This window comes from Streptomyces sp. NPDC006691 (assembly GCF_042869955.1).
GTDB lineage: Bacteria > Actinomycetota > Actinomycetes > Streptomycetales > Streptomycetaceae > Streptomyces.
In genome coordinates, this window is the sequence record NZ_JBIAGW010000004.1 from 543,634 (window position 1) to 565,288 (window position 21,655).

19 protein-coding genes are annotated in these 21,655 nt (G+C 69.0%); 13 read left to right on the forward strand and 6 right to left on the reverse strand.

The features are described from left to right. The first annotated feature begins 191 nt into the window (after nt 1-191). The gene (locus ACFYNP_RS12605) at nt 192-1,466 is read left to right on the forward strand and encodes an ATP-binding protein (protein ID WP_388785079.1); all 1,275 of its coding nucleotides are present in this window, start codon (nt 192-194) and stop codon (nt 1,464-1,466) included. After that, nucleotides 1,463-2,587, forward strand: coding sequence for a tetratricopeptide repeat protein (locus ACFYNP_RS12610; RefSeq protein WP_388785080.1), 1,125 nt, complete (start codon nt 1,463-1,465; stop codon nt 2,585-2,587). Before ACFYNP_RS12605 ends, ACFYNP_RS12610 begins: the two co-directional genes overlap by 4 nt. Nucleotides 2,588-2,764: 177 nt before the next feature. Here ACFYNP_RS12610 and ACFYNP_RS12615 read toward each other — a convergent pair whose 3' ends face one another. Then, nucleotides 2,765-3,718, reverse strand: a complete 954-nt coding sequence (locus ACFYNP_RS12615) for a nitroreductase/quinone reductase family protein (RefSeq protein WP_388785082.1) — start codon at nt 3,716-3,718, stop codon at nt 2,765-2,767. A gap of 411 nt (nt 3,719-4,129) precedes the next feature. Between ACFYNP_RS12615 and ACFYNP_RS12620 the strand changes: the two genes are divergently transcribed. Continuing rightward, nucleotides 4,130-4,849: a hypothetical protein gene (locus ACFYNP_RS12620; RefSeq protein WP_388785084.1), complete on the forward strand. Its 720-nt coding sequence runs from the start codon at nt 4,130-4,132 to the stop codon at nt 4,847-4,849. Nucleotides 4,850-5,329: 480 nt separating this feature from the next. Here the strand turns inward: ACFYNP_RS12620 and ACFYNP_RS12625 are convergent, their stop codons facing one another. Then, a complete protein-coding gene (locus tag ACFYNP_RS12625) occupies nt 5,330-5,788 on the reverse strand; it encodes a MarR family winged helix-turn-helix transcriptional regulator (protein WP_388785086.1) in 459 nt (152 codons plus the stop codon). A 119-nt stretch (nt 5,789-5,907) separates the two neighbouring features. Here ACFYNP_RS12625 and ACFYNP_RS12630 point away from each other — a divergent pair, with 119 nt between their 5' ends. Both ACFYNP_RS12630 and ACFYNP_RS12635 read left to right on the forward strand, forming a co-directional pair. Then, a complete protein-coding gene (locus tag ACFYNP_RS12630) occupies nt 5,908-6,240 on the forward strand; it encodes a rhodanese-like domain-containing protein (RefSeq protein ID WP_345261177.1) in 333 nt (110 codons plus the stop codon). Between the two features lie 54 nt (nt 6,241-6,294). After that, on the forward strand, nt 6,295-6,873 hold the full coding sequence (locus tag ACFYNP_RS12635; protein ID WP_388419521.1) for a YceI family protein: 579 nt from the start codon (nt 6,295-6,297) through the stop codon (nt 6,871-6,873). 260 nt (nt 6,874-7,133) lie between these two features. Here ACFYNP_RS12635 and ACFYNP_RS12640 read toward each other — a convergent pair whose 3' ends face one another. Beyond that, on the reverse strand, nt 7,134-7,745 hold the full coding sequence (locus tag ACFYNP_RS12640; RefSeq protein WP_388419519.1) for a TetR/AcrR family transcriptional regulator: 612 nt from the start codon (nt 7,743-7,745) through the stop codon (nt 7,134-7,136). A gap of 562 nt (nt 7,746-8,307) precedes the next feature. Here ACFYNP_RS12640 and ACFYNP_RS12645 point away from each other — a divergent pair. From ACFYNP_RS12645 to ACFYNP_RS12675, 7 genes are all read left to right on the forward strand, one after another. Next, nucleotides 8,308-9,495 (forward strand): aminotransferase class I/II-fold pyridoxal phosphate-dependent enzyme, encoded by a 1,188-nt coding sequence (locus ACFYNP_RS12645; RefSeq protein ID WP_388785087.1) that lies wholly within the window; start codon nt 8,308-8,310, stop codon nt 9,493-9,495. Beyond that, nucleotides 9,485-9,997 (forward strand): DUF6190 family protein, encoded by a 513-nt coding sequence (locus tag ACFYNP_RS12650; RefSeq protein WP_388785088.1) that lies wholly within the window; start codon nt 9,485-9,487, stop codon nt 9,995-9,997. The genes ACFYNP_RS12645 and ACFYNP_RS12650 overlap by 11 nt, the downstream gene beginning before the upstream one ends. Nucleotides 9,998-10,023: 26 nt before the next feature. Beyond that, on the forward strand, nt 10,024-10,836 hold the full coding sequence (locus ACFYNP_RS12655) for a dihydrodipicolinate synthase family protein (RefSeq protein WP_388785089.1): 813 nt from the start codon (nt 10,024-10,026) through the stop codon (nt 10,834-10,836). Then, nucleotides 10,833-11,669: an iron-containing redox enzyme family protein gene (locus ACFYNP_RS12660; protein ID WP_388785090.1), complete on the forward strand. Its 837-nt coding sequence runs from the start codon at nt 10,833-10,835 to the stop codon at nt 11,667-11,669. Before ACFYNP_RS12655 ends, ACFYNP_RS12660 begins: the two co-directional genes overlap by 4 nt. Continuing rightward, nucleotides 11,666-12,994: a methyltransferase domain-containing protein gene (locus ACFYNP_RS12665; RefSeq protein ID WP_388785091.1), complete on the forward strand. Its 1,329-nt coding sequence runs from the start codon at nt 11,666-11,668 to the stop codon at nt 12,992-12,994. The genes ACFYNP_RS12660 and ACFYNP_RS12665 overlap by 4 nt, the downstream gene beginning before the upstream one ends. 34 nt (nt 12,995-13,028) lie before the next feature. Further along, nucleotides 13,029-16,820 (forward strand): multicopper oxidase domain-containing protein, encoded by a 3,792-nt coding sequence (locus tag ACFYNP_RS12670; RefSeq protein ID WP_388785092.1) that lies wholly within the window; start codon nt 13,029-13,031, stop codon nt 16,818-16,820. Between the two features lie 134 nt (nt 16,821-16,954). Then, complete coding sequence (locus ACFYNP_RS12675) at nt 16,955-17,659, forward strand: DsbA family protein (RefSeq protein WP_388785094.1); 705 nt, start codon at nt 16,955-16,957, stop codon at nt 17,657-17,659. Between the two features lie 444 nt (nt 17,660-18,103). Here the strand turns inward: ACFYNP_RS12675 and ACFYNP_RS12680 are convergent, their stop codons facing one another. The 3 genes from ACFYNP_RS12680 to ACFYNP_RS12690 all read right to left on the reverse strand — a co-directional run bounded on the left by ACFYNP_RS12680 (nt 18,104) and on the right by ACFYNP_RS12690 (nt 20,742). Beyond that, nucleotides 18,104-18,760: a hypothetical protein gene (locus ACFYNP_RS12680; protein WP_388785096.1), complete on the reverse strand. Its 657-nt coding sequence runs from the start codon at nt 18,758-18,760 to the stop codon at nt 18,104-18,106. 880 nt (nt 18,761-19,640) lie between these two features. Then, a complete protein-coding gene (locus ACFYNP_RS12685; protein ID WP_388419504.1) occupies nt 19,641-20,345 on the reverse strand; it encodes a hypothetical protein in 705 nt (234 codons plus the stop codon). 37 nt (nt 20,346-20,382) lie between these two features. Further along, the gene (locus ACFYNP_RS12690; protein WP_388785097.1) at nt 20,383-20,742 is read right to left on the reverse strand and encodes a DUF4190 domain-containing protein; all 360 of its coding nucleotides are present in this window, start codon (nt 20,740-20,742) and stop codon (nt 20,383-20,385) included. Between the two features lie 153 nt (nt 20,743-20,895). Between ACFYNP_RS12690 and ACFYNP_RS12695 the strand changes: the two genes are divergently transcribed. Beyond that, nucleotides 20,896-21,588 carry a hypothetical protein gene (locus ACFYNP_RS12695; protein WP_388785099.1) on the forward strand — a complete coding sequence of 231 codons (693 nt, stop codon included), beginning with the start codon at nt 20,896-20,898 and terminating at the stop codon, nt 21,586-21,588. Nucleotides 21,589-21,655: the final 67 nt, after the last annotated feature.

The window sequence follows — 21,655 nt, forward strand, 5'->3', positions numbered from 1 at the left end:
GAGGAGCACCGGCACCCAGCACACGCGTCGCGATGGCGTAGTTGGTTCCTTGGGAAGGGCTTCCGGGGACACGCATCTTCAACTTGGGCGTCGTTGAAGCGGGCGGCAGCGTACGGCGGGCGGCTGGATGGCGGATTGTCGCCTGTGGGCCCGGGGGCGGAGGGGTGGTGTGGTGACCGTAAGGTGGCCGCATGTCTGAGGTCTCTCCCCTGATCCGTAGCTTGCGCATGGCCGTTGAGGCGGCACCCGACGACGTGCCGCTGCGGCTGCACTTGGGTAGCTTGCTCCTGGACGCCGGACAGCCGGATGCGGCGATCATCGAAGCGGCCGTCGCGCTACAGCGCGTGCCCGGTGATGACCAGGCCAGAGCGTTGATGGCACGCGCGATGGGGGTGCCGCCCGCTGCCGCGAACCTCGCGGGTGAGCTGCCGCCGGGTGCGCCAACTCCGGTTACAGAGAACGAAGTTGATGCTGCGTTCAACTGGGACGCCGCCACTGACCAGGTCAAGGATGTGATTCCACCCCGGTTCGTGGAAGCACCCCTTGCCACCGACGGCAGCGGCGACCCCGGGGAGTCTCCCGCCTGGGAGGTGGATGCTCCGGGCACGGTGCGCCTGGCCGACGTGGGCGGCATGCGGGACGTCAAGGACCGCCTGGAGGCCGCGTTCCTCGCGCCCTTGCGCAACCCGGAACTGCGCAAGCTGTACGGCAAAAGCCTGCGTGGGGGCCTCCTTCTGTACGGGCCTCCCGGCTGCGGCAAGACGTTCGTGGCACGCGCCGTGGCGGGCGAACTCGGCGCGAGCTTCCTGTCCGTGTCGGTCAACGACGTGCTCGACATGTGGATCGGCAACTCCGAGCGCAACATGCACGAGCTCTTCGAGACGGCCCGCCGGCAGGCCCCCTGTGTCGTGTTCCTCGACGAGCTGGACGCCTTGGGCGGCAAGCGCAGCCGCACGCAGAGCGCAGGCATGCGCAACACCGTCAACCAGCTCCTGACCGAGCTCGACGGCATCAACGCCGCCGCGAACGAGGGCGTCTTCGTACTCGCCGCGACGAACGTCCCCTGGGACGTCGACATCGCCCTGCGCCGCCCGGGCCGCTTCGACCGCACCCTTCTGGTGCTGCCGCCCGATGCTCCGGCACGCGAGGCGATTCTCCGCTACCACTTGCGCGAACGCCCCATCGAGAAGGTCGACTTGGGCAAGCTCGTCAAACTGACCGAAGGCCGGTCCGGCGCCGATCTCGCCCACCTGTGCGAGTCCGCGGCCGAGACCGCGCTCCTCGACTCGGCGCGCACCGGTGTCGTCCGCATGATCGGCATGAAGGATCTCCTGGATGCCGCCAGGCAGACGACGTCCTCGACCGAGCCCTGGTTCGCCTCGGCGCGCAATGTCGCGATGTACGCCAACGACGGTGGCATGTACGACGACCTGGTCGCCTACCTCAAGAAGCGGCGGATGCTGTGACCGAGCTGCACCCGACCGTCGAACAGGCCCAGGCCCTGATCGAGTTCGAACGGTACGACCAGGCCCTGGCTCTGCTCGGGCGCCGCGTTGCCGAGGCGCCCGACGACGTGCGCGCCTGGGTCAAGATCGGCTACTGCCGCTTCCACACGGACGGTCCGAAGCAGGCGCTGGAAGCAGCCGACGAGGCTCTCAAGATCGCTCCTGAGGACTACGGCGCGCTGATGCTGCGTGCTCAGGCGATGACGGACGACGAGGGCTGGCTCAACGTCGAACCCGTACTGCGTGAGGCAGTCCGGGTGGCTCCTCACGACTCCTACGCCCGGGCCATGCTCGCGGACACTGTATGGCGAGTCGCGTTGGTCCGATTCGCCCTCGCAAGAGGCGGTGGCGGGAAGCTGAGTGCCAGCGACACCGATCGGGTCTCCCGCGAGGCGGCCGAGATCGCGATGGAAGCACTGCGTCTTGGCCCCGAGGACATCTACGCCCACGAGGTCGCGCAGCGCATCGCCTCCGCCTGCGGCAATGAGACCGTCTCCGACCAACTCGACGAGGCCATCCTCCGCATCGATCCGACCCACTACGAGGCTGTCGCCCGGCAGACGAGGAAGGCCGCCCAAGCGCCGGGCGTGAGCGCCGCGGAAGCCGCCGAGCTGTACGCGGACGCGCTCGCGGGCCACCCCGATTCCCCGTCCATGCAGCAGCAGCTCGACCAGGCCACCTACCGCCTCCTGCGGGGCACTCGATGGCTCGCACTGCTCTGCCTCATCGTGCCGGCCGCGATGATCAACCTCTTCCCCTCGGACGACCAGCCTTCGCCCGAACTGCCCCTGCCCATCGGCCAGCGCCTGTGGTCCATCGTGATCATGGCCGCGATCTGGGCCTTCGGGGCCTGGCGTCGCTACCGCAGACTTCGAACCGGCACGCGACTCAACATCCGCTCGTTGATGCGTCGCGGCCGCTGGGCCCGCGTCGTCGCCGCCCAATCGGGCTGGGCCATGGCCTGCGCCCTACTGATGGCCGGTTTCCCTTGGACAGACCTGCCCGGACCTCGGCTCCTGTTCTGGGCGGGGCTTGTTCCCATAGCGGCCACCATCTGGTTCGACAGGAAGAAGGCCCGCTAGGCAGTCTCCTGGCGACCACGGCGGGTCGGGCACCCCCGCATGAGCAACAAGTCAACGCCTGCTGTCCACGGCGTCTGGAGCACATTTCTCCGCGCCGCGGCATGCCCGTACCGGGCTCGGACCCGCTGCGGGCACCCCGGGCCGGGGGAGGGATCGGCCCGGGGCGCTGGTGGATGATCAGCCGAAGTCGGGAGCCAGGGTCGTCGCGTTGAGCGCCGTCACTATCGTCTCCTCCTCGTACCTGAAGTGGGACTCCAGCTGGTTCGCCAGCCGCTCCAGCTCGGCGCGCAGCTGCGCGGGGTCGTCTTCACCGGGTACGAAGCCGGCGACGAGCTGCTGGATGTCGTCCTGTAGGCCTGCCACGACCTTGTGCTCCTCGCCGAGCTGGGCCAGCGCCGGAGCAAGTGCGGGGAATTGCCTGGCCAGCATCGGGAACATGGCCATGTCCTCGCCGCCGTGATGCTTCCTCAGCGCCCCGCAGAAGTTGAGGCAGTGGGAACGCATCTGCTGGGCGAGATCCGGTGGGGTCCCCTCGATGGTGCCCGCCCCACTCTCGATCACCTGGTCCGCCTGGGCGCGGAGCGTCTCAAGCTCCTTGCGCAGCCAGTCATGCACCTCAACGATCCAGTCGCCCATGCCCTTGAGCCGCTCCTCGTCGGGCTTGGGGCCGATCCGATGCAGTACGACGACCGGTATCTGCCGGGTCGTCTTGGCCTGGTGGTCGGCGTATCCCGGCGCCGCGGCGATCACGCGGCGGAAAAGCTGGTCGCGCTCCTGGGCCGGTGGGATGCCGGCGATCGCCTGATAGGTGTCGCTACCCGTCTCGACCGTCACGATAGGGTTCTTGCGGATGTTGTAGTACCACGACGGGTGCTTGTCAGCGCCATTCGAGGACGCGACGACGATCCCTTTTCCGTCGAATTCGAGATAGCCCAGGATGCTCTCCCTGCGCAGGCCGCTCTTGGCTCCGACCGTGGTCAGCACGGCCAATGTCCAGCCCTCGAACATGCCGCTCACTTTCCCGTTGTTCGCCCGAAACTCGGCAATGACCTGCCGCTGGAATTCGTTGACGTCGAAACCCGTCCATGTCTCGGCCTGTGCTTCCCATGTCTCGGCCTGTTCCTTGCTCATGCACTGCCTTTCCGCGTCGATTGATCGCGAAGGAGGGCCATGCCATCGGAAATCGACACAGAAATACCCCGCATGCCTACGCAGTGAAGACGGACGCAGCAATCCCAGGAATGGAATTGACGAGCTGCGAGAGACGGAACGTGCCGATCTCTGCAATGGCTGAGTAGCCGCTACCTCCATGCGTAGGCCCATACGGGGCTCGCTGGGAGCGTAACATCATCGCTCGCTGATCGAACAGTCACCCCGGGTCGTCCAACCCGTCGGCGGGCGGCTGGTGTTCGCGGACAACGGTGTGGCGGGCCACGCCCGCATTCAGCCCCGGACTCGCGCGACGGGGCTGATCCGATATCGATATGTTTTCAACTGCTGGTGGTGATCGGACCACTTCGGCACGCTTGTCATACTCTTCGTATGGAGATACAGGCGATGGTGGATGCGCGGCGTTGGCTCGCCGAGCGGGGTGTTGTCGAGCTCGGGGACGGGTGGGTCGACATCGAGGCGGAGCGTACGCTCACCGCCAACGAGGTCGCGCACGCCTGGGCTTGTGAGGTGTTCGCCGACGAGAACCTGGACAGGGTGGGGCAGACCCTCTTGGCCTTCGGTCTGCTGGACCTCCTCGACGACTACTGGGTTACGTGCGAGATCCGCTGCGCGGACCGTGGTGCGAAGGGGCCGCTGCCCGCCCACGTTCTGTGGGACGGCTATCGCCGACGCCTGGAGGCGGCGCGGGACCCCGAGGCCATCACCTACTCGCTCTGGGTCGACTGGTTCGAGGATCACGACACCAGCACGGCGGCCTTCGCCGAGGTGCTCGGGAACGACATCGACCGCATCGTGCCCGGGGCGCCGGACGGTCTGATTCGTCGCGCCGGCCGAGTTCTGGCCTGCTCGGGCCCCGTGCCTTGGGACGTGAAGCAGAGGGCGTACGACGCAGCCGTGCGCCTCCCCGCACTGCACGGGCCGCTGTTCCAGGGTCTGTTGGCCAGCCATCACGATGTGTACGGCGACTTGGAACCGACGGCCGCGCTGGCCCTCCTTGAGCAAGTGGACCTCACCGCGAACCTCCCAGATCTAGTGGAACTCCGCTCAGTCGTGCGGAAGTTGGCGTCGGGTTCCGGAGTCACGTGTTGATCAGCCGATTGGCGAGTGTCGAGGGGGGATGACGGCACTGCCGAGGGGGTGTGAGGGCCACGGGACGGCCAGCCATCCGTCGGGCGTCTGGCGGTCAAGCCAGGTAGCGGCGTAGCGGACGCGGTGTCACTGAAACAACAGAGCGAGTAAATCCTTCGCGTTGTGCTCGGCGAGTTCCGCCTCATCCTGCGGCGCGGGAAAATCGTCATCGAGCAGGCGATGGGGGCCGGCCCCCAGTGAGAGACGCATCGCGAAGCAGCGCGCCGCATTGGCTTGCGGTCGCGACGGTGTGTACGCAAAAGGCCCAGGGGTTCTGAGCGGGTCGGATGTGAGATCGTCCGCAGCGAGCCCCGTGCCTCTCGCTGCGGTGAGGTGCCAACGCGCGCCGCGTCGAGGCCGGTCGGGCGGCATCCTGTGGGCCTCCCCAGGAGGGGAAGTGCGTCCACCCGCCGCCAGGAGCGTGCCGGAGTGCCGCTCACGTCACTCCCAGCGGACCTCGTCGCCACCCTGGTCCGCCACCTTGTGCAGGGCCTCCGCGATCACCATCGCGTCCTCGTCCGACAGATGCGTGGAAAAGTGCCGGCGGATGCTGCGCAGATAGACGGGGGCGGTCGCGCGCAACGCCCGCGCACCCTCCTCCGTGATCGCCGCCCAGGACACCCGCTTGTCCTGGGGATCGGCTGACTTGGTCACGAGGCCGGCCCGCACCATCTCGTCGACCAGGCGGCTCACCCGCGTCCGGCTCAGTACGACGCGGCTCGCCACCTCCTGCATCCGCAGTCCGCGCTCACCTGCCGCCTTGAGCTCCAGGAGGACGTCGTACCACGTCAGGGGGATGCGGCCGTCGCGCTGGACGTCGCTTTCGATGGCGCGCACCGCACTGTTGTGCGCGAGGAGCAGAGCCCGCCAGGCCTCAAGTTGGTAATCCCGCTCAGTCACGGCTCCAGTCTAATGCCTGTTGCATGTGTGCGCACGCACTTGTTAAGGTGTGTGCGTACGCACTCATTAGGCGGTGTGGCGCCCTCGGGGTTCGCACCGATCACTTGGAGGTTGGCGACATGGCGATTCAGAACCTTGGCCGTGACGAGGTCAAGCGCAAGATCGAGGCAGGTGGGGTCAAGGTGGTCGAGGCCCTTCCCGAGTCGTACTACAAGGAGGCGCACCTGCCGGGCGCGCTTCTGCTGCCGCACGACGAGGTGGACGAGCGCGCCCCGGGCGTGCTGCCCGACAAGCAGGCCGAAGTGATCGTCTACTGCGCGAGCAGCAGCTGCGCGAACTCGGGGATCGCGGCCAGGCGTCTCGACGAGCTGGGCTATGCCCACGTCTACACGTACGAGGACGGCAAGGAAGACTGGCAGGCCGCGGGTCTGCCCACCGAGTCCGGCGTCTGAGCCTCGCGGCCGACGTGCGCCTCGCAGTCAAGGGACAGAGATGGGACAGGGACGATGACCAGTAACGCAGCAGCGCCGACTCGCATCGTGGACGGCGTCGAGCTCCCCGCCGCTGGGGCCTGGAAGGTGGACCCCGGACACGCCGAAGTCGGTTTCATGGGGCGGCACTTCATGCTCACCAAGGTGCGCGGGCGGTTCACCGGCGTCGACGCCACGCTGCACGTCGGGGAGCGCCCCGAGGACAGCAAGGTGACCGCGGTGATCGACATGGCCTCGGTGGACAGTGGCGACAAGACGCGGGACGACCACTTGCGCTCCGGCGACTTCTTCGATGTGGAGAGCCACCCGAAGGGTGTCTTCACCTCGACGGCCGTCAAGTGGGACGGCAAGGCCGGCAAGCTCACGGGAGACTTGACGATCAAGGACGTGACGCGCTCGGTCACGCTCGATGTCGAGTACCTCGGCTATGCGCGCGACCCGTGGAACAACGACCGCACGGTGTTCTCGGCCCGCGGCAAAATCAACCGGGAGGACTGGGGCCTCACATGGAACATGGCCCTGGAGACCGGAGGCATCCTGGTCTCCAAGGAGATCGAGCTGTCGCTGGAGATCGAGGCGATCAGGGAGGTCTGATCCGCTGAGCCGACCTCTGGCGGATGACCTGTATGACCTGTATGGCCTGTAATGACCGGACCTCGGATGCGCTGCCGCGCCGGGGTCCGGTCGGCATGCCCTCGGCGCATCCTCGGCGCGACCGGCGACCGGCGACCGGCGACCGGCGACCGGCGACCGGCGACCGGCGACCGGCGCCCCGCGACCCGCGCCGCCCGCGGCCGGCGACCCGTGATCCACAGCCCGGGCCCCGCTGCCCGCCGCGGCCCGCGGTCGGTGATTCACCCTGCGAGTACCCGCCGTACCGTCTCGGTCAGGGCATCCCGGGCCCGTCCAGGGCTGAACTCGCTCTCGCGCAGGGCGTGATGGAGATCGGCGTCGAGCATCCCGAGCAGGAGATGGGCCGTGCACTCGGCGTCGAGGCCGGGCTGCGCCTCGGCGAGCAGAAGGCTCAGGTGCTGCTGCCAGAAGCGGTACGAGCCCACTTGGTATCGGACGCCGGGGGCCGTGGTCTCCGACAGGCGCACCAGCTCCAGGTTGGCGTCGAGCAGATCGAAGTAGGCGTCGAAGAAGGCGGCCACGCGTTCCGGCGCGCCGGCGCCGGGCCCCAGCGGTGGCGGGCCGAAGAGGATCTTCTCCTGCAACTCCCGGTCCTGCGCGTCCAGAAGGGCCACGGCCAGCCCCGCCTTGCTGCCGAACCTGCGGTACAGCGTGCCCTTGCCCACCCCGGCGCGTGCGGCGATGGCGTCCAGGGAGACCGAGTCGACGCCTTCCTCGCTGAACAGCTCCGCGGCGACGGTCAGAATCCGGCTGCGGTTCCGCGCGGCATCGGCCCGTTCGCGGGGTGGACCGTGTGATATGTCGGTCAGTCGACTGACCTGCTGGTCGCGCACGTGGTTGTGTCCGAGACGTCGGAAGCTGTTTCCCGAGGAGTGTACAGATACCAGTCAACGGCCCATGCAATCGGTAAAGGCGCGGGCAACTCACTGATCCTGCTTGCCTGTTACGGCTTCGATGTGTCAGTGTGAAAATGCGGACCACGGTCCGTTTACGGGGGATGTACGGAGGAAACATGACTGGACTCAGGGGCCGTCCACGTTCCGTGCTGTGTGCCGGAGTGGGCCGCCGTCGACCGCGCACAGCGCTCTCGGTCAGGCCAGGAAGAGGCTGACGCCGCCGTTTACCGCGCGCACTCGGAAGTGCCTCGCGACGCCCGTCCCGCAACCCGGCCGATCGGCATGTCCGGCCGGGGCCCGGGGCCGCTTTCCGGGAAGACACAGCACCCGGACCATCGTGCACCCGCGCGGCAGGTCCGTGGCCGCATGACGGCCTCTGCCCGCCTTCGCTGACTTCCATCTCAGAGCTCCGACGTCCCGGCATGGGGCGCCGGTGAGGTTCTGCGTGCGCATTCCCCATGGCACCTCTGCATCTGATCTGCATCTGACCGGAGGAAGCATGAACCCGCACAGCACCGCGACCGGCTTGGACAGCTCCGAGCTGCTCGATCTGACCCAGCACGAGATCCAGGCACTGCGCACCAGGTTCAATCTCGCAGACGCCCACACCCACCAGCGGCAGTCGGCCGCCCAGCGCGAGATCGTCGCCCGCCTGCCCGAGCTCTGGTACGAGGCGGAAGAGGGGCTCCAGGCGACGTACGAACAGCGGTTCACCGAGGCGTTCTTCCGTCTGCACCGCCAGCCCACGGCGCTCGCGAAGAACAAGACCCTCCTCTCGTACGCCGCGTCGATCTCGACGATGGTCGCCGGGATGTTCCTCAAGCGGCACCGCAAGTCCGTCACGCTCGTCGAGCCGTGCTTCGACAACCTCTACGACGTCCTGGCGAACATGGGCGTACCGATGTACCCCATCGAGGAATCCGCGCTCCACGACCCGGACCGCATCTACGCCGAGCTCAAGCGGAAGGTCCGTACCGACGCACTGTTCCTCGTCGACCCGAACAACCCCACCGGATTCACCCTGCTCCAGTACGGGCGCAAGGGCTTCGAAGAGGTCGTCCGGTTCTGCAAGGACCACAACAAGCTCCTGATCGTCGACTTCTGCTTCGCTTCCTTCACGCTCTTCGAACCGGGCCTCGCGCGGTTCGACGTCTACGAACTCCTGGAGTCCTCCGGCGTCTCCTACCTCGCCATCGAGGACACCGGCAAGACCTGGCCCGTGCAGGACGCCAAGTGCGCCATGATCACTGCCAGCGACGACATCCGTGAGGACGTATACAACCTGCACACGAGCGTCCTGCTGAACGTCTCGCCATTCGTCCTGAACATGCTCACGCAATACGTCGAGGACGCCGCCCGGGACCGTCTCGGCTCCGTGCGCGAGGTGCTCACCGTGAACCGTGAGTCCATCCGCAAGGCGCTCGACGGCACCATCCTGGAGTACCAGGAGCCGGTCGCGCCGGTGAGCGTCGCCTGGGCGAAGATCAACCACCCCGAGCTGACGGCCAGCGAACTGCAGAAGATCCTCAGCGAGGAGGAGGTCTACATCCTGCCGGGGCGGTTCTTCTACTGGAGCCAGCCCGACAAGGGCGAGGCCTACGCCCGGTTCGCGCTCGCGCGCGAGCCGCGGATATTCGCCGAGGCGATGGTGCGGATGCGCGAGGTGGTCGAACGCCATGGCCGCTGACGGCTCCTTCACCGCGGAGTACGCGGACGCCGCACTGTTCCTCGGAATGAACAGCGCCGACGACGAGGTACGCCGCGCCTGCAAGGCCTTCTTCGTCGCCCGCTGCTCGGGGCATCTGGTGATGAGCCTGGAGCAGGTCGGCCGCTGCGACGACGTCATCTGGGGCTACAGCCGTGAACTCCAGGACGCCTACTACCCGTTCATGGACCACCTCCACACCGTCATGGACATAGAACGCGTCGGATACGACGAGGCCGACGTGCGGCGCGGCACGGAGGCCGATGCACCAGATCATCTGCCCATGCACGAGCGCCTGTTGCTCGGCATGGTCCACAACCGCGAGGGCCTGCTGCACACGGTGAGCGAGCGGCTGTTGGGGCACGGCGCGCTGCCGGTGCGGGCCCCGGACCCGGTCGTCGGACCCGAGCCGGCGTTCCCGGAGCCACTCGAAGTCCTCTACCGGCAATCCCTGGTCCTGCGCATCCCGGCCGGCGCCCTGTGAGCGGCCCGCGGCGCCTGCTGGCCGGCGTGACGGTGCCCCTGGTGACGCCGGTCACGGACAACGGCGAGGTGGACGGGGCGAGTGTGGCGCGCCTGGTCGCCTCGCTGCGGCCGGGCGTCGACGCTCTGCTTCCCGCCCTCAGTACGGGGGAGGGCGGGTTGTTGACGGACCGTCAGTGGCGCACCGTGGTGGCGGCCGTCGTCGCCTGCGCGGACGGGCTCCCGGTGCTCGCGGGCATCCTGCGGCCCACCACGGACGAGGTCGTCGACCGGGCCCGAAGCGCCGAAGTGCTGGGCGCCGAAGCGGTGGTGGCCACGACTCCGTACGGCACGAGGGTGTCTCAGGACGATATGTACCGGCACTACGAGCGCATCGCGGGGGCCACCGGTCTTCCGGTGGTCGTCTACCACGAGTGCGCCGTGTCGCAGAACGTCATCGGGCTCGACACCCTGCTGCGCATCTGCCGCATCCCGGGGGTGGCGGGCGTCAAGGACTCGACGGGCGTGAGGGGTTCCACGCAGGAGCTGATCGCGGCCCGGCCGGGTGTGCCCGTGGCGCAGGGGCTTGAGCATCTGCTCCTGGACGCGGGCCCCGTCGACGGGTGCGTGCTCGCCCTCGCCAACGTCGAACCCGCCCTGTGTGCCGCCCTGTTCGCCGATCCTGGCGAGCAGGGCGCGGCCGCGTTGAAGGAGGCGTGCGAAAAGTACGGTCTGGACCGGGACGACTGGTTCCGTGCGCTCAAAACCGAACTGATGCAGCGCGGAGTGCTCCGGTCGGACAGGGAAGTGCTCCGCATGGCCGGCCAAGTGCCCCGGCCGGACAGGGGGATACCGGCATGATGCCCGCACCACGGTCCACCGACAGCGCGCCCAAGCGCCTGTTCCTGCTCAACCGCTGCCGACCTACCAGCGCGGCCGTCGCGGCGATCGAGGAACTGGAAGCGGACTGGATCCACTTACTGGTCGCCCGGATCACAGCGGACGCCCCGCCCGTCGCCTCCCGGGCCGACTGGCGACGTCGCCTCGATGGACTGCTCGCGGAGGAGCGCGCGGGCAGCCCCGCGGGAAGCTACCTCGCCGAAAAGGCCACGCTCGACCAACTCACGTACGTGGTAAGAGAGTTCGCGCTGGACGGGCTCACCGAGGCGCAGAACTTCTTCCCGGCGATCCCGCGCCTGCCGATCAGGGCGCAGATGGCCGTGATGCGCGTCCTCATCGACGAGTTCGGCTGCGGCAACCTCCAGCAGGCCCATTCCCAGCTGTACCTGGACCTCCTCGCCGAACTCGGTCTGCCCCAGGACCTGGAGAGCTTCCTGGACACCACCGCCGACGAGACCTACCACTTCCTGAACGTCTTCTACTGGCTCACCCAGCGCGCGGAGCACGTCGAGTACTTCCTGGGCGGTCTGGCCTACCTGGAGGCCAGCATCCCCCATGCCTTCACCATCCAGGCCAGGGCCTGCGCACGGCTCGGCGTCTCCAACGGGCGCTACTACACCGAGCACCTGCACATCGACACCTTCCACATGGAGGAGATGCAGCTGGCCATCAAGGAGTACGAGGCGGCGCGCGGCCTCGATCCGGCCAAGGTGTGGGTCGGGGCGGTGCTCCTGTCCGAGCTGATCGGCGGCGCGTTCGACGCGGCCGTCGAGCGCGCGAAGGAGGCGGCGTGAACGAGGCGGTGCTCGAAGAACTGACCGGTGACCGGCTGCGGGTCCGTGTCGCGGGCAAGGAGTTCGTGATCGACGCGGCCTGCACCCACCGCAAGGGCCGCCTCGTCCACGGGTACGTCAACTCCCGTACGCTGCGCATCACATGCCCGCTGCACCGCACCGGCTTCGACCTGGCGACCGGCTGCCCGGTCGCCGGGCCGGCGGCCGATGCGCTGACCGTCCACCGGGCGGGCGTAGTCGGCCAGTTCTACGAACCGGAGCAGGTCTGGCTTCCCGCTTCCGAGCAACTCCTGGACTGGGACGACGGCTTCCACGACCTGATGCTCGGCGACCGCCTTCGCATGGACGCCTACCGGGCCGCGATCAGCGAGGCCGTGCGTCCCGGGGACACCGTTCTCGACCTCGGGACTGGCACCGGCATCCTCGCCCAGTGGGCGCTGGAGGCCGGGGCCGCCCGCGTGTACGGCATCGACCTGAACGAGCAGGTTCTGGACACCGCGTCCCAGCGCCTTCGCGACGCCGGATTCGGGGACCGTTTCCGGCCGCTCGCCGGGCACTCCTTCGACCTCCGGCTGCCCGAGCCGGCGGACATCGTCATCTCGGAGATCCTGGGCAACCTCGCGGACAACGAGAACTGTGTCGCGATCCTCGACGACGCCCGCCGCCGCTTCCTGCGCCCCGGCGGCGCGATGCTGCCGAGGACCGTGGAAAGCTACCTCGTCCCGGTGGCCGCCGAGAGCGCCCATGCCCAGCTGCGCGACGGCGCGCCCCAGGACTCCGGTGGACGGGTGGAGTTCGCGGCGATGCTGCGTGCCCGCGGCGCGCGCGACGCGTTCGACCTCTACTACGACACGGTCATCCCGGCCGCGACGCGGCTGGCCGCCCCACGCCTCCTACGCCGGTACGGATTCCAGGACGCGGACCACGTGAACGGGCAACACACGCAGTACGCGTGCGAGTTGGTGTACACGGTGCAGCGCGACGGGCTTTTCACCGGATTCCAGGGCTACTTCGTCGCCACCCTGTCCGACACCGTCGCCCTGGACATCTCCGGTGACGACATCTGCGGTGACGACATCGCGTGCGACGGCGTCACCGGCGGCGGTGCCCGGACGCGCACGACGTCGGACAGCTGGAAGCACGCCTACGTGCCGGTCAGGGAGCCGGTGCCGGTGCGGCGGGGCGACCGGATCGCGGTCACTTTCAGCAGGCGACACCGGGGGGACACGTCCGCCGGAAGCTTCGGGCAGGTCTACCGCTGGAAGGGCGAGGTGGTCTCCGGAGACCACACGATCGCCCGCTTCGATCACACCACCCGGCCCTGAGCCGCATTCCGACAACGACGGGGGACTACACCACATGAGCACGGAACTGATCCCAGCCGAGGAGACACGGGACGGGCACCCGGTCCGCACGTACGACGTCGTAGCGCTCCAAGTGCCCATCGCCTACAACGAGTTCGGTGACCACGACCGCAATGGCGCCCTGTTCGTCCTGGAACAGGATGCCGAGGAACTGCGCGAAGTGCGGGCGAACTGGCCCGTAGTCTTCCCCAGTTACCTGGACGAACCCGACCGGGTGCCCAAGCCGCACCCCCTCGCCCGGCCGCTCGTCCTGCGCGTGCGCCGCGGCGAGCGCCTGCGGGTGCGTCTGAGCAACGAGTTGCAGCGCCCGGCGGGCATCACCATGCAGGGTGTGCGTTACGACGCCCGCACCATGGACGGCCTCGCCGCCGGGGCCAACCCCGACAGCAGCGTCGCGCCCGGCGAGAGTCGTGTGTACGAGTGGGTCGCCGAGCACGAGGGCGTCTTCCACTTCGGCGACCTGGCCGACGCTCGTGGCGAGGGGACGCAGAGCCACGGCATGATCGGCGCGCTCGTCGTCGAGCCGCCCGGCGCCACCTGGACCGACCCGGAGACCGGCGGCCGGCTCGACGCCGGCCTGTACGCGGACGTACACCTGGAGCACCGCAGCTTCCGCGAATACGTGGTCGTGATGATGGAGTACCCGAGCAACGACAACCCGGTGACGCCTCCGATGTCGGGCATGCCGATGCCGGGGATGCCGGGGATGCCGAGCCACGGCGGAGAGGGCGGCAGCCGGGACGGGCACGGGATGCCGGTGGTCCGACGTCTCGCCGGACCCGGATCGCCCGCCGGCGCGCCGGACGAGTCCGACACCCCGGACGACCTGACGCCCCCCAACAACGCGATGCTGCCGGTGAATCTGCGCATCGAGCCGATGGACTGGCGGATGTACCGCTACCAGAAGATGCTCGACGCCGGCGAACTCGACCCGGTGCGCGACAAGGTCTACGGCGAGGAGATGCACCACAGCTCGTGGATGTTCGGCGACCCGTCGACGCCGGTCCTGCCGGGCTACTCGGGCGACCCGGCGGTCATCAGGCTCCTGCACGGCGGCATGCGTGACACCCACGTCTTCCACACGCACCTGCACCAGTGGCACGTCGACCCGGACGACGAGAACTCGCCGATCGTGGACTCCGTCAGCATCAGCCCGCAGGAGGGCAGGACGCTGAACCTGATCGGCGGGCTCGGCTCCCGGCAGGGCGCGGTCGGCGATTCCATCTGGCACTGCCACATGTACGTCCACTTCATGATGGGCATGTGGGGAATGTTCCGGATCTTCGACACACTCCAGGACGGCAGCGGGAGTTATCCCGACGGCCGCCGCATCCGCGCGCTCACCCCCCTCCCGCACCGCGCGCCGCCGCCGCGCCCCACGCCCGGCCACCCCGGATTCCCGGGCTTCATGGCGGACGCGGCGCACTACCCGCAGAAGAACCCGCGCCCGCCGCGCACCCCGCTACAGCCGTCGGGCATGGGCCGCGAGCCCACCGCCCTGGAAGCCGCGGCGTTCGTGGACGACCCTCAGCCGGGCGAGGCGTTCACCAAGGTCGGACCGGCCGGCGCGCCCGTACGCCGCTACCACGTCGTCGTCACGAACGGGACGCTCTACTACGCGGGCGACCCCGGGGACGAGCACGCCGTCACCTGGCACGACCACAACGGCATGTTCTACACGCTCGCGGAGGAGATCCAAGAGGCGGGCGGACTGGACGAGTTCAAGCGGCAGATCGCCGCGGGGGAGCGCACTGTCGAACCCCTGGTGATCCGCGCCAACAAGGGTGACATCGTGGAGATGACACTCACCAACGCCCTGCCGTCCGGCCCTCAGAAGGGCTCCGCGTTCGACCCCGAGCTGCCCTTCCAGCCCGAACTCGGCCTGCACACCCACCTGGTGAAGTACGACCCGCTGGTCGCCGACGGCTCCGCGATCGGCTGGAACTACCTGTCGGGCACCACCACAAGCGACCAGGGCGACGAGGCGTTCGCCCAGTACAACTCCTGGACCTACCGCTGGCACGTCGACGAGGCCTTCGGCACGGTCCTCTTCCACGACCACCTGATGGCCAACTTCCGCCAGCGGCACGGCTTGTTCGGCGCACTGATCGCCGAACCGGAGGGTGCCGCCTGGGTGTCGCCCACCGACCACAGCAAGCCCCTGCGGCGCGGCAGTCAGGCCGTCATCACCCTGCCCGACGGGCGCGAACACCGTGAATTCGTGCTGGCCATCGGGGACTTCGTGCCCATGGTGCAGCACACGGGGGAAGGCGACCATCACGGTGGCCCCATCAACCCGCCGCCCGCGCCCGGGGCCCCCGACGACCAGGGCGTCATGGGCGTCAACTACCGTTCCATGCCGCTCTCCCTGCGGGGCGGCGATCCCGCCGACTGGTTCTCCAGCACCGTGCACGGCGACCCGGGCACCCCGTTGCTGCGCGCCTACCCGGGCGAAGACGTCCGGGTGCACCTCGTGCAGGGCTCACAGGACCTGCAACACAGCTTCACGCTGCACGGGGCGCGCTGGCGCGAGTGGGCGCGGCGTCCCGACACCGCCTGGCGCAACCAGCAGACCCTCGGCATCTCGAACGTCGCCGAACTCGCCCTGCCCCAGGACCTCGGCCCGGGTGACCACCTCTGGTCGTTCGCCGCGAGCAACGACCTGTGGCTCGGCTGCTGGGGCCTGATGCGGCTCCACGACGAGCCGTGCCACGACCTGCCCGCGCTGCCCGGCGCCCACGCGGCGAGCGCTCTGTCCGCCGGGCGAACCACCCGCCGGTATACCGTGCGCGCCCGCTCCCGCCTCATCGAGTACAGCGACCGGCGCACCGATCCGTACGGCCTCGTCTACACCGTCGACGGCGACGACGGCGAGGCCGGGCCCCTGGTCCTGCGCTGCCGGGCCGGCGAATGGATCGAGGTGACCCTGATCAACGAACTCGACGGGCCGCCTCCGGCCAATCCCGACGACCCGAAGGTGATGGCCGAGGACGACCCCGGCGCGCGCATCGTCTCCGGCCGTGTCTCGCTGCACCCCACCCTGCTCGCCTACGACGTGCGCACCGACGACGGCACGCACGTCGGCCGCAACGAGGACAGCACCGTCAAGCCGGGCGGTGCCCGCACCTACCGCTGGTTCGCGGGCGAGCCCGGCGTCGTGCTTCTGCGTTCGTACGCCGACGTGCTCTCCCACATGCGCCGCGGTCTGGTCGGCGCGCTCGTCGTCGAGGATCACGACGCGACGCCGTACGACCCGGGGACGGGGCGGGAGCGCTGGACCGGTGCGGGCAGCGTCGTGCGCCGCCCGGACGCCGAGACGGTACGGGAACTGGTCCTGGTCAGCCAGGACGGCCTGCGCCTCTACCACGACGGTGATCTGACCCAACCGGTCAAGGACCTGTTCTCGGACAGCCCTGACGACGCGGGCCAGAAGGCCTTCAACTACCGCACGGCGGCGCTGCATCCGCTCGACCCGGTCCTCAGTGACCCCGAGCCGCCGACCCCGCGCCTGGACTGCCGGCCCGGCGACCGGATCGCCCTGCACCTGGCGATCGGCGCGTCGAGGATGCGGAACCAGTGCATCACCGTGCACGGACAGTTGTGGGATGCCTCCGAGACGGGGCTTGGCCATTACGTCTCAACGGTCGGGGCGCTCGCCTGCGGCAGCACGCGGACCCTCCGCTTCCGGGCCCAGCACCCTGGCGACTACCTGTACCGCACCGGCAACCTCCACTGGGGCGTCAGCGAGGGCTGGTGGGGCCTGATCCGCGTACAAGAGACACCATGACGCCCGACGCGACAGGAGGCACCGTGACGCACGAGCCCGCGAGCCCATCCCCATCCCCGGCCCCGGCCCCATCCCCGACCCCGGCCCCATCCCCGGCCGCGGCCCCGTCCCCGGCCCGGGCCCCGGACCCGAGATTGCCCGAGACCCCCGGCACGGTCGCCGTTTTCACCGACCTGAACTGCTCGTTCGCGCATGTCGCCGTGCACCGGCTGCACAGGACGCGGCGCGAGCTCGGCCTGGAGGACCGCATCCGGTTCGACTTCCGGGCGTTCCCGCTGGAGCTGTTCAACCGAGAGGTGAACGCCCGCCCCGGCGTCGACTCGGAGATCTCCGTGCTCGGTGCCGTGGAACCCGCCGCGGGCTGGCGGCTGTGGCAGGGACCCGACTGGACGTACCCGGTCACGACCCTGGCGGCCCTCGAAGCCGTCCAGGCCGCGAAAGCGCAGAGCTGGCACGCCAGCGAACAACTCGACCTGGCCCTGCGCCGCGCCTTCTGGGCGCAGGGCCGCTGCATCTCCCTGCGCCACGTCATCCTCGACATCGCCGAGGAGACGGGCGCGGTGGACGTCGACGCGCTCGCCGGCGCGCTGGACTGCGGGTCGGCGCGGGCGGCGATCATGGCGCAGTACGAGGCGGCCCGTGACGGCCGCGTCACCTGTAGCCCGCACGTGTTCCTGCACGACGGCACGAACAGCGCCAACCCCGGAATCGAGGCCCACTGGGAGAACGGTGGTTTCGGCACGGGCTACCCCGTCATCGACAAGGACCGCCCGGAGATCTATGCGGACCTCCTGAACCATGCGGCGGGTCTCGCCGGGGTGGGGGGACCGGGAGCATAGGAGGCCTGTGAAGCAGCCTTGGCCGTGTCCGGCTGAGTCCGGCCGTGTCCGGCCGGCCGTGTGGGGTCGACCGACCAACTCCACCCGGGCACGGTTGACGGCTGCGTGGTGCAGGCTCTGCGGTCGCCGCCCTCGTGGACATCGAGACTTCACAGAGAGAGGGGGCCAGGCAGCCCCGTCCAGGCGGTTCCGGAGCCCGGAAACGCTGGTGACGCCGACGACAGGGTGTCCGTACCCTTCGGTGGGTGAGTGTGATCAAGGTTGTTCCAGGACAGGTAGAGGTCGTTGTGCGGGGAGCGGGAGCGCTTGGGCCCTCTGTCCGGTTGTCCGACGCGAAGAGTAGGTGACGCCTGGTCACCCCGGTCCGGGCCCGGTCGGTCGGCGAAGGTCCGGTGTGCGTGCCCGTGCCATGTCCAACACTCAAGAGAGCTCTGGGGCGGAGTGCTAGCGGCACATGTCGCGATACCTGAGGAGTTGGGGCGAGCGTACGGCAGGCAGTCTGGCCAGGGTGTCCTGGAAGGCTCGGTGATGGGGCGTCAGTGGGTACCGGGGGTGCGGAGGCAGGGGGTAGTCATCGCGCAGGACGCCCTCGGGGAGTACCCCGGTCGCGGGCAGCGGTGAGGTCTCGTCCGGGCGGGCAAGGTATGCCCAGACTCCGCTGTCCAGCGGCACCACGGTCCCCTCGTCCGACCGCCAGGGTGCGCCCGTGAGGGGGTGGCGGGGGACGAGGAGAATGTCGGGGCGGGGGTGGGACGGGCGGATCCCCGGGCCCGCCAGTGCGACAGACCTGGCCTGCGGTCCAGCGGGAAGATACCGGCCGATGGCATGGCGGAGCAGCTCGGCGACGGGGCCGGCGGGGAGAAGCACCGGGCATCCCTCGGTGGCTGCCACGAGGTGGGCCAGTGCAACGCCGAGTGCGGCTTCCCAGCGGCGGCTCCACCTTCCGTCGGGTTCGACGGGTGGGATGCGGTGGTCGGCGTGCTCCAGATCGTCCCAGTCGGGGGGCGAAAGGGTGGACAGCCCTGTGTGGTGTCGTACGACTGCCTCGGGCTCCAGCCACACCGTCTGCCACGATCCGCAGTCGTCCACGCGCGTTGCCACGGCCTGCCCGCACCCTTCGCAGGCCAAGTTGGGTCCGGCCCGACCGTCCACACCCCGGCAGTAGCCCTCGCACTTTTCGGGTATCAGAACCATGTTCCGGGAGTCACCCGGGGCGATCACTGTTCTGTTCCGTGCGCCGAAGGAGACGGAATACGTCGGCGCGTACACGCCCTGCCCGGCAGCCGTACCTTCTCCGACCTCATCCCACAACTGCCAGGGTGGTCCGGTGGGCTGGGGGTCCACGGCATAGGTCGCGGGTTCCATCAGGGGAGGATGGAGTTCTTCCCACCCGCCGTGGTGGGTGTGGACGGGGAGGGCGACCCGGGACACCGGCGCCGTCAGTTCCGTGCCGCACCCGGAACAGGCAAACACATGCAAGCAAACTCCCCTTGGGCTCAGTTCTCCGGAGAGTGTGCCTCTCCCTCAAGGGGAGTTCCACCGAATTTCTGCACGGCTTCGGGGTGCTGCCTCCGCTTCCGAGGGAGCCGGGGCGGCGGCCGGGTGAGGCGGCGGACCGTCAGGGTGATCGAGGTCCAGGCCATCCTTCGCTCACCCCCGCATGGTCACCACAGATGACCGGAACCGCCACCGGGACCGAGGTCCAGCTCAAAGGGGCGCCGCCGGGCCGACACACCAATGCCCCCAAGCCGACACACCAGTGCCCCCAAGCCGACACACCAGTGCACCCAAGCCGACACACCAGTGCCCCCAAGCCGACACACCAGTGCACCAACCAGCCCCGCCGGGACCTCCCCCCGGGCCAACCCTCGCTCCCGCGTCACACACAAGCGCTGTCCCGCGGTGGCGGCCCGGTCAGCCACGGAAGCCGTCCCGGCCGACGATGCCGCCTCAGTGGACGGCTTCATTCTGAAGCGATCAGTCAGTCCTGCCGCAGGACAGCCAGCGCGAAGGCCAGGCGCCGGTCCAGCCAACTCGCTTGCGGGATGTACGACTTGATGCCCTGGGTGTGACCGGCGGTCAACGCGACCATGTCGTCCGCGCACCAGGTGACCGGCTTGGTCGGACGCACGGAGCTGCGGCTGTCGGCCGCCGTGTCTCCTGTGATCACGGAGTCGGCGACGCTTGCGACGAGGCCGCCCGCACCCCGCACGCCGGCCTCCCTGCCGCGCGCCGCGATGTCCTTGGCGCTGCCTCTGGCCCAGTGGTAGCGGGCCACGATGTCGGGGTGCCCCGGCTGCCGCAGCCACCAGCCGTGCTGCACCGCGCGTTTGGCTGCCGCGGTCCGGAACACCAGACCCAGCTCCCGCCCCGCCTGATCCCGTACCTCATACCGCTCACCGCCGCCACCGCCGCTCACGGGCGCGATGGTGCACAACAGCTCTTGAGCCCGTCTGGCGTCGTACAGCTGGTACGACCGGACCTCCGGGACCCGTCGCTCGACGTACGCGGCGGCGGCGAAATACCGCACCCCATCGAGAGTCACCGACATGCGCACCGCGCGGCGCCCACTCAACCCCTTCTGCCGGTAGGCGGCCGGGCGCACCACATCCCCGACCACGAAGGGGCCCTCCGTGTCCCAGGGCACAGGGGCGATCTGCGGGTCCTCCCTCTTCCTGCCGAACACAGTGATCTCCTCCCCAACTCCCGTTCCTGCGGCGGGTTCAGCGCAGAGTTTCGATGAGCAGGGCGAAGCCGGCGAACACTCCCATGGCCACCACCATGACAAGACCCGCGTACAGCGAGCATGCCCACCCCGTCAGGATCGAGGCGAGCGCCCACCATCGGCCCGGCAGGCGGTGGCGCTTGGCGCGGCGACGGGCCACATGACCCGAGACGATCGCCGTCCACGCGGACAGCTCCACCACCACGAACCAGCCGACCGTCGCCGGCATGTAGACACTCGCCGCAGAAGCCCACATACTGCCGCTCGCCACGATGACCGCCACCATGGCCGCGCCCATACTGATCCCGGCAGCCCGGTTCTCCGGCTGTATCCGCACCTCTTCCACCACGTCAACCACGGTGCGAAGCCTAACAATCGCCGCACATGGTGGGAGTGGGCCCTCGGCTCCTCACTCCACGCCGCCGTAGTGGACTTGAGCATCGACCAACCCCCATCTACCGACGACTCCTGTCCCACGGGTCCCACGGGCGCGGGTCGATAGGCTGTGGGGATGAGGTTCCAGCGCAGGGCGGGCGATCCCAAGGAAGAGATATCGGGCTTCGAGGAGGAGACCTCCGGCTTTGAGTTCGAGATGCGTCCCTACTCGACGAAGGCGGAGTGGGGGGTCGAAGGCATAGCCGGCCGTTTCGGCCGGGTGTCGACGAGCCGCACCAAGTACAGCCGGCGGCGGAAGAAGGTCTCACCCGGTTCCGAAGTGCGTCTCCAGGGTGACCACATGCCGGCGACTGTCTATCGCGCCCTTGTCCTGAACGATGACTTCCGGGAGAACACTTCGCTGACAGTCGACGGTGTGCCCGTCGTATTCGACTACAACCGGCGTGCGATCCGGTCCCGTTCGAGGGCCCTGCGCATCACCTACCTGGACCGCTCGTATCGCTATACCGTGCTCCACCCCCTCCGGGAGTTCGTCCTGGAGCGTACGGGGGTGACGGTCGCCCTTGAGGTGGTCAAGGATGCCGGAGGCAGAAGGGGGCGCCCCGGACGCCGGGTGACCGTAACCGGGGATGCGGATGCCATCGACATCGCGCTGGCTGTCGTCCTGCCCGATGCCGACACCATCGTCCTCACCTCGTTCGGCGCGGTCCTCGCATGCGTAGGTGCTGTGTCGGACGTGCTGGATTCCTACCCACGGCGTTCCATGGGGTCCGCCGACTACAGCGACTCTTCCGATTCCTCGGACTGAGCCGACAGCCGACAGCCGACAGCCGACAGCCGACAGCCGACAGTCCTGTCAGCGTCGTCGGTCGTCG

Excerpts from the sequence above, each read along its gene's own strand:
- ACFYNP_RS12605 (WP_388785079.1), top strand. The coding sequence starts at position 192 with ATGTCTGAGGTCTCTCCCCTGATCCGTAGCTTGCGCATGGCCGTTGAG.
- ACFYNP_RS12615 (WP_388785082.1), bottom strand. The coding sequence starts at position 3,718 with ATGAGCAAGGAACAGGCCGAGACATGGGAAGCACAGGCCGAGACATGG.
- ACFYNP_RS12620 (WP_388785084.1), top strand. The coding sequence starts at position 4,130 with ATGGAGATACAGGCGATGGTGGATGCGCGGCGTTGGCTCGCCGAGCGG.
- ACFYNP_RS12630 (WP_345261177.1), top strand. The coding sequence starts at position 5,908 with ATGGCGATTCAGAACCTTGGCCGTGACGAGGTCAAGCGCAAGATCGAG.
- ACFYNP_RS12635 (WP_388419521.1), top strand. The coding sequence starts at position 6,295 with ATGACCAGTAACGCAGCAGCGCCGACTCGCATCGTGGACGGCGTCGAG.
- ACFYNP_RS12645 (WP_388785087.1), top strand. The coding sequence starts at position 8,308 with ATGAACCCGCACAGCACCGCGACCGGCTTGGACAGCTCCGAGCTGCTC.
- ACFYNP_RS12650 (WP_388785088.1), top strand. The coding sequence starts at position 9,485 with ATGGCCGCTGACGGCTCCTTCACCGCGGAGTACGCGGACGCCGCACTG.
- ACFYNP_RS12660 (WP_388785090.1), top strand. The coding sequence starts at position 10,833 with ATGATGCCCGCACCACGGTCCACCGACAGCGCGCCCAAGCGCCTGTTC.
- ACFYNP_RS12670 (WP_388785092.1), top strand. The coding sequence starts at position 13,029 with ATGAGCACGGAACTGATCCCAGCCGAGGAGACACGGGACGGGCACCCG.
- ACFYNP_RS12695 (WP_388785099.1), top strand. The coding sequence starts at position 20,896 with ATGAGGTTCCAGCGCAGGGCGGGCGATCCCAAGGAAGAGATATCGGGC.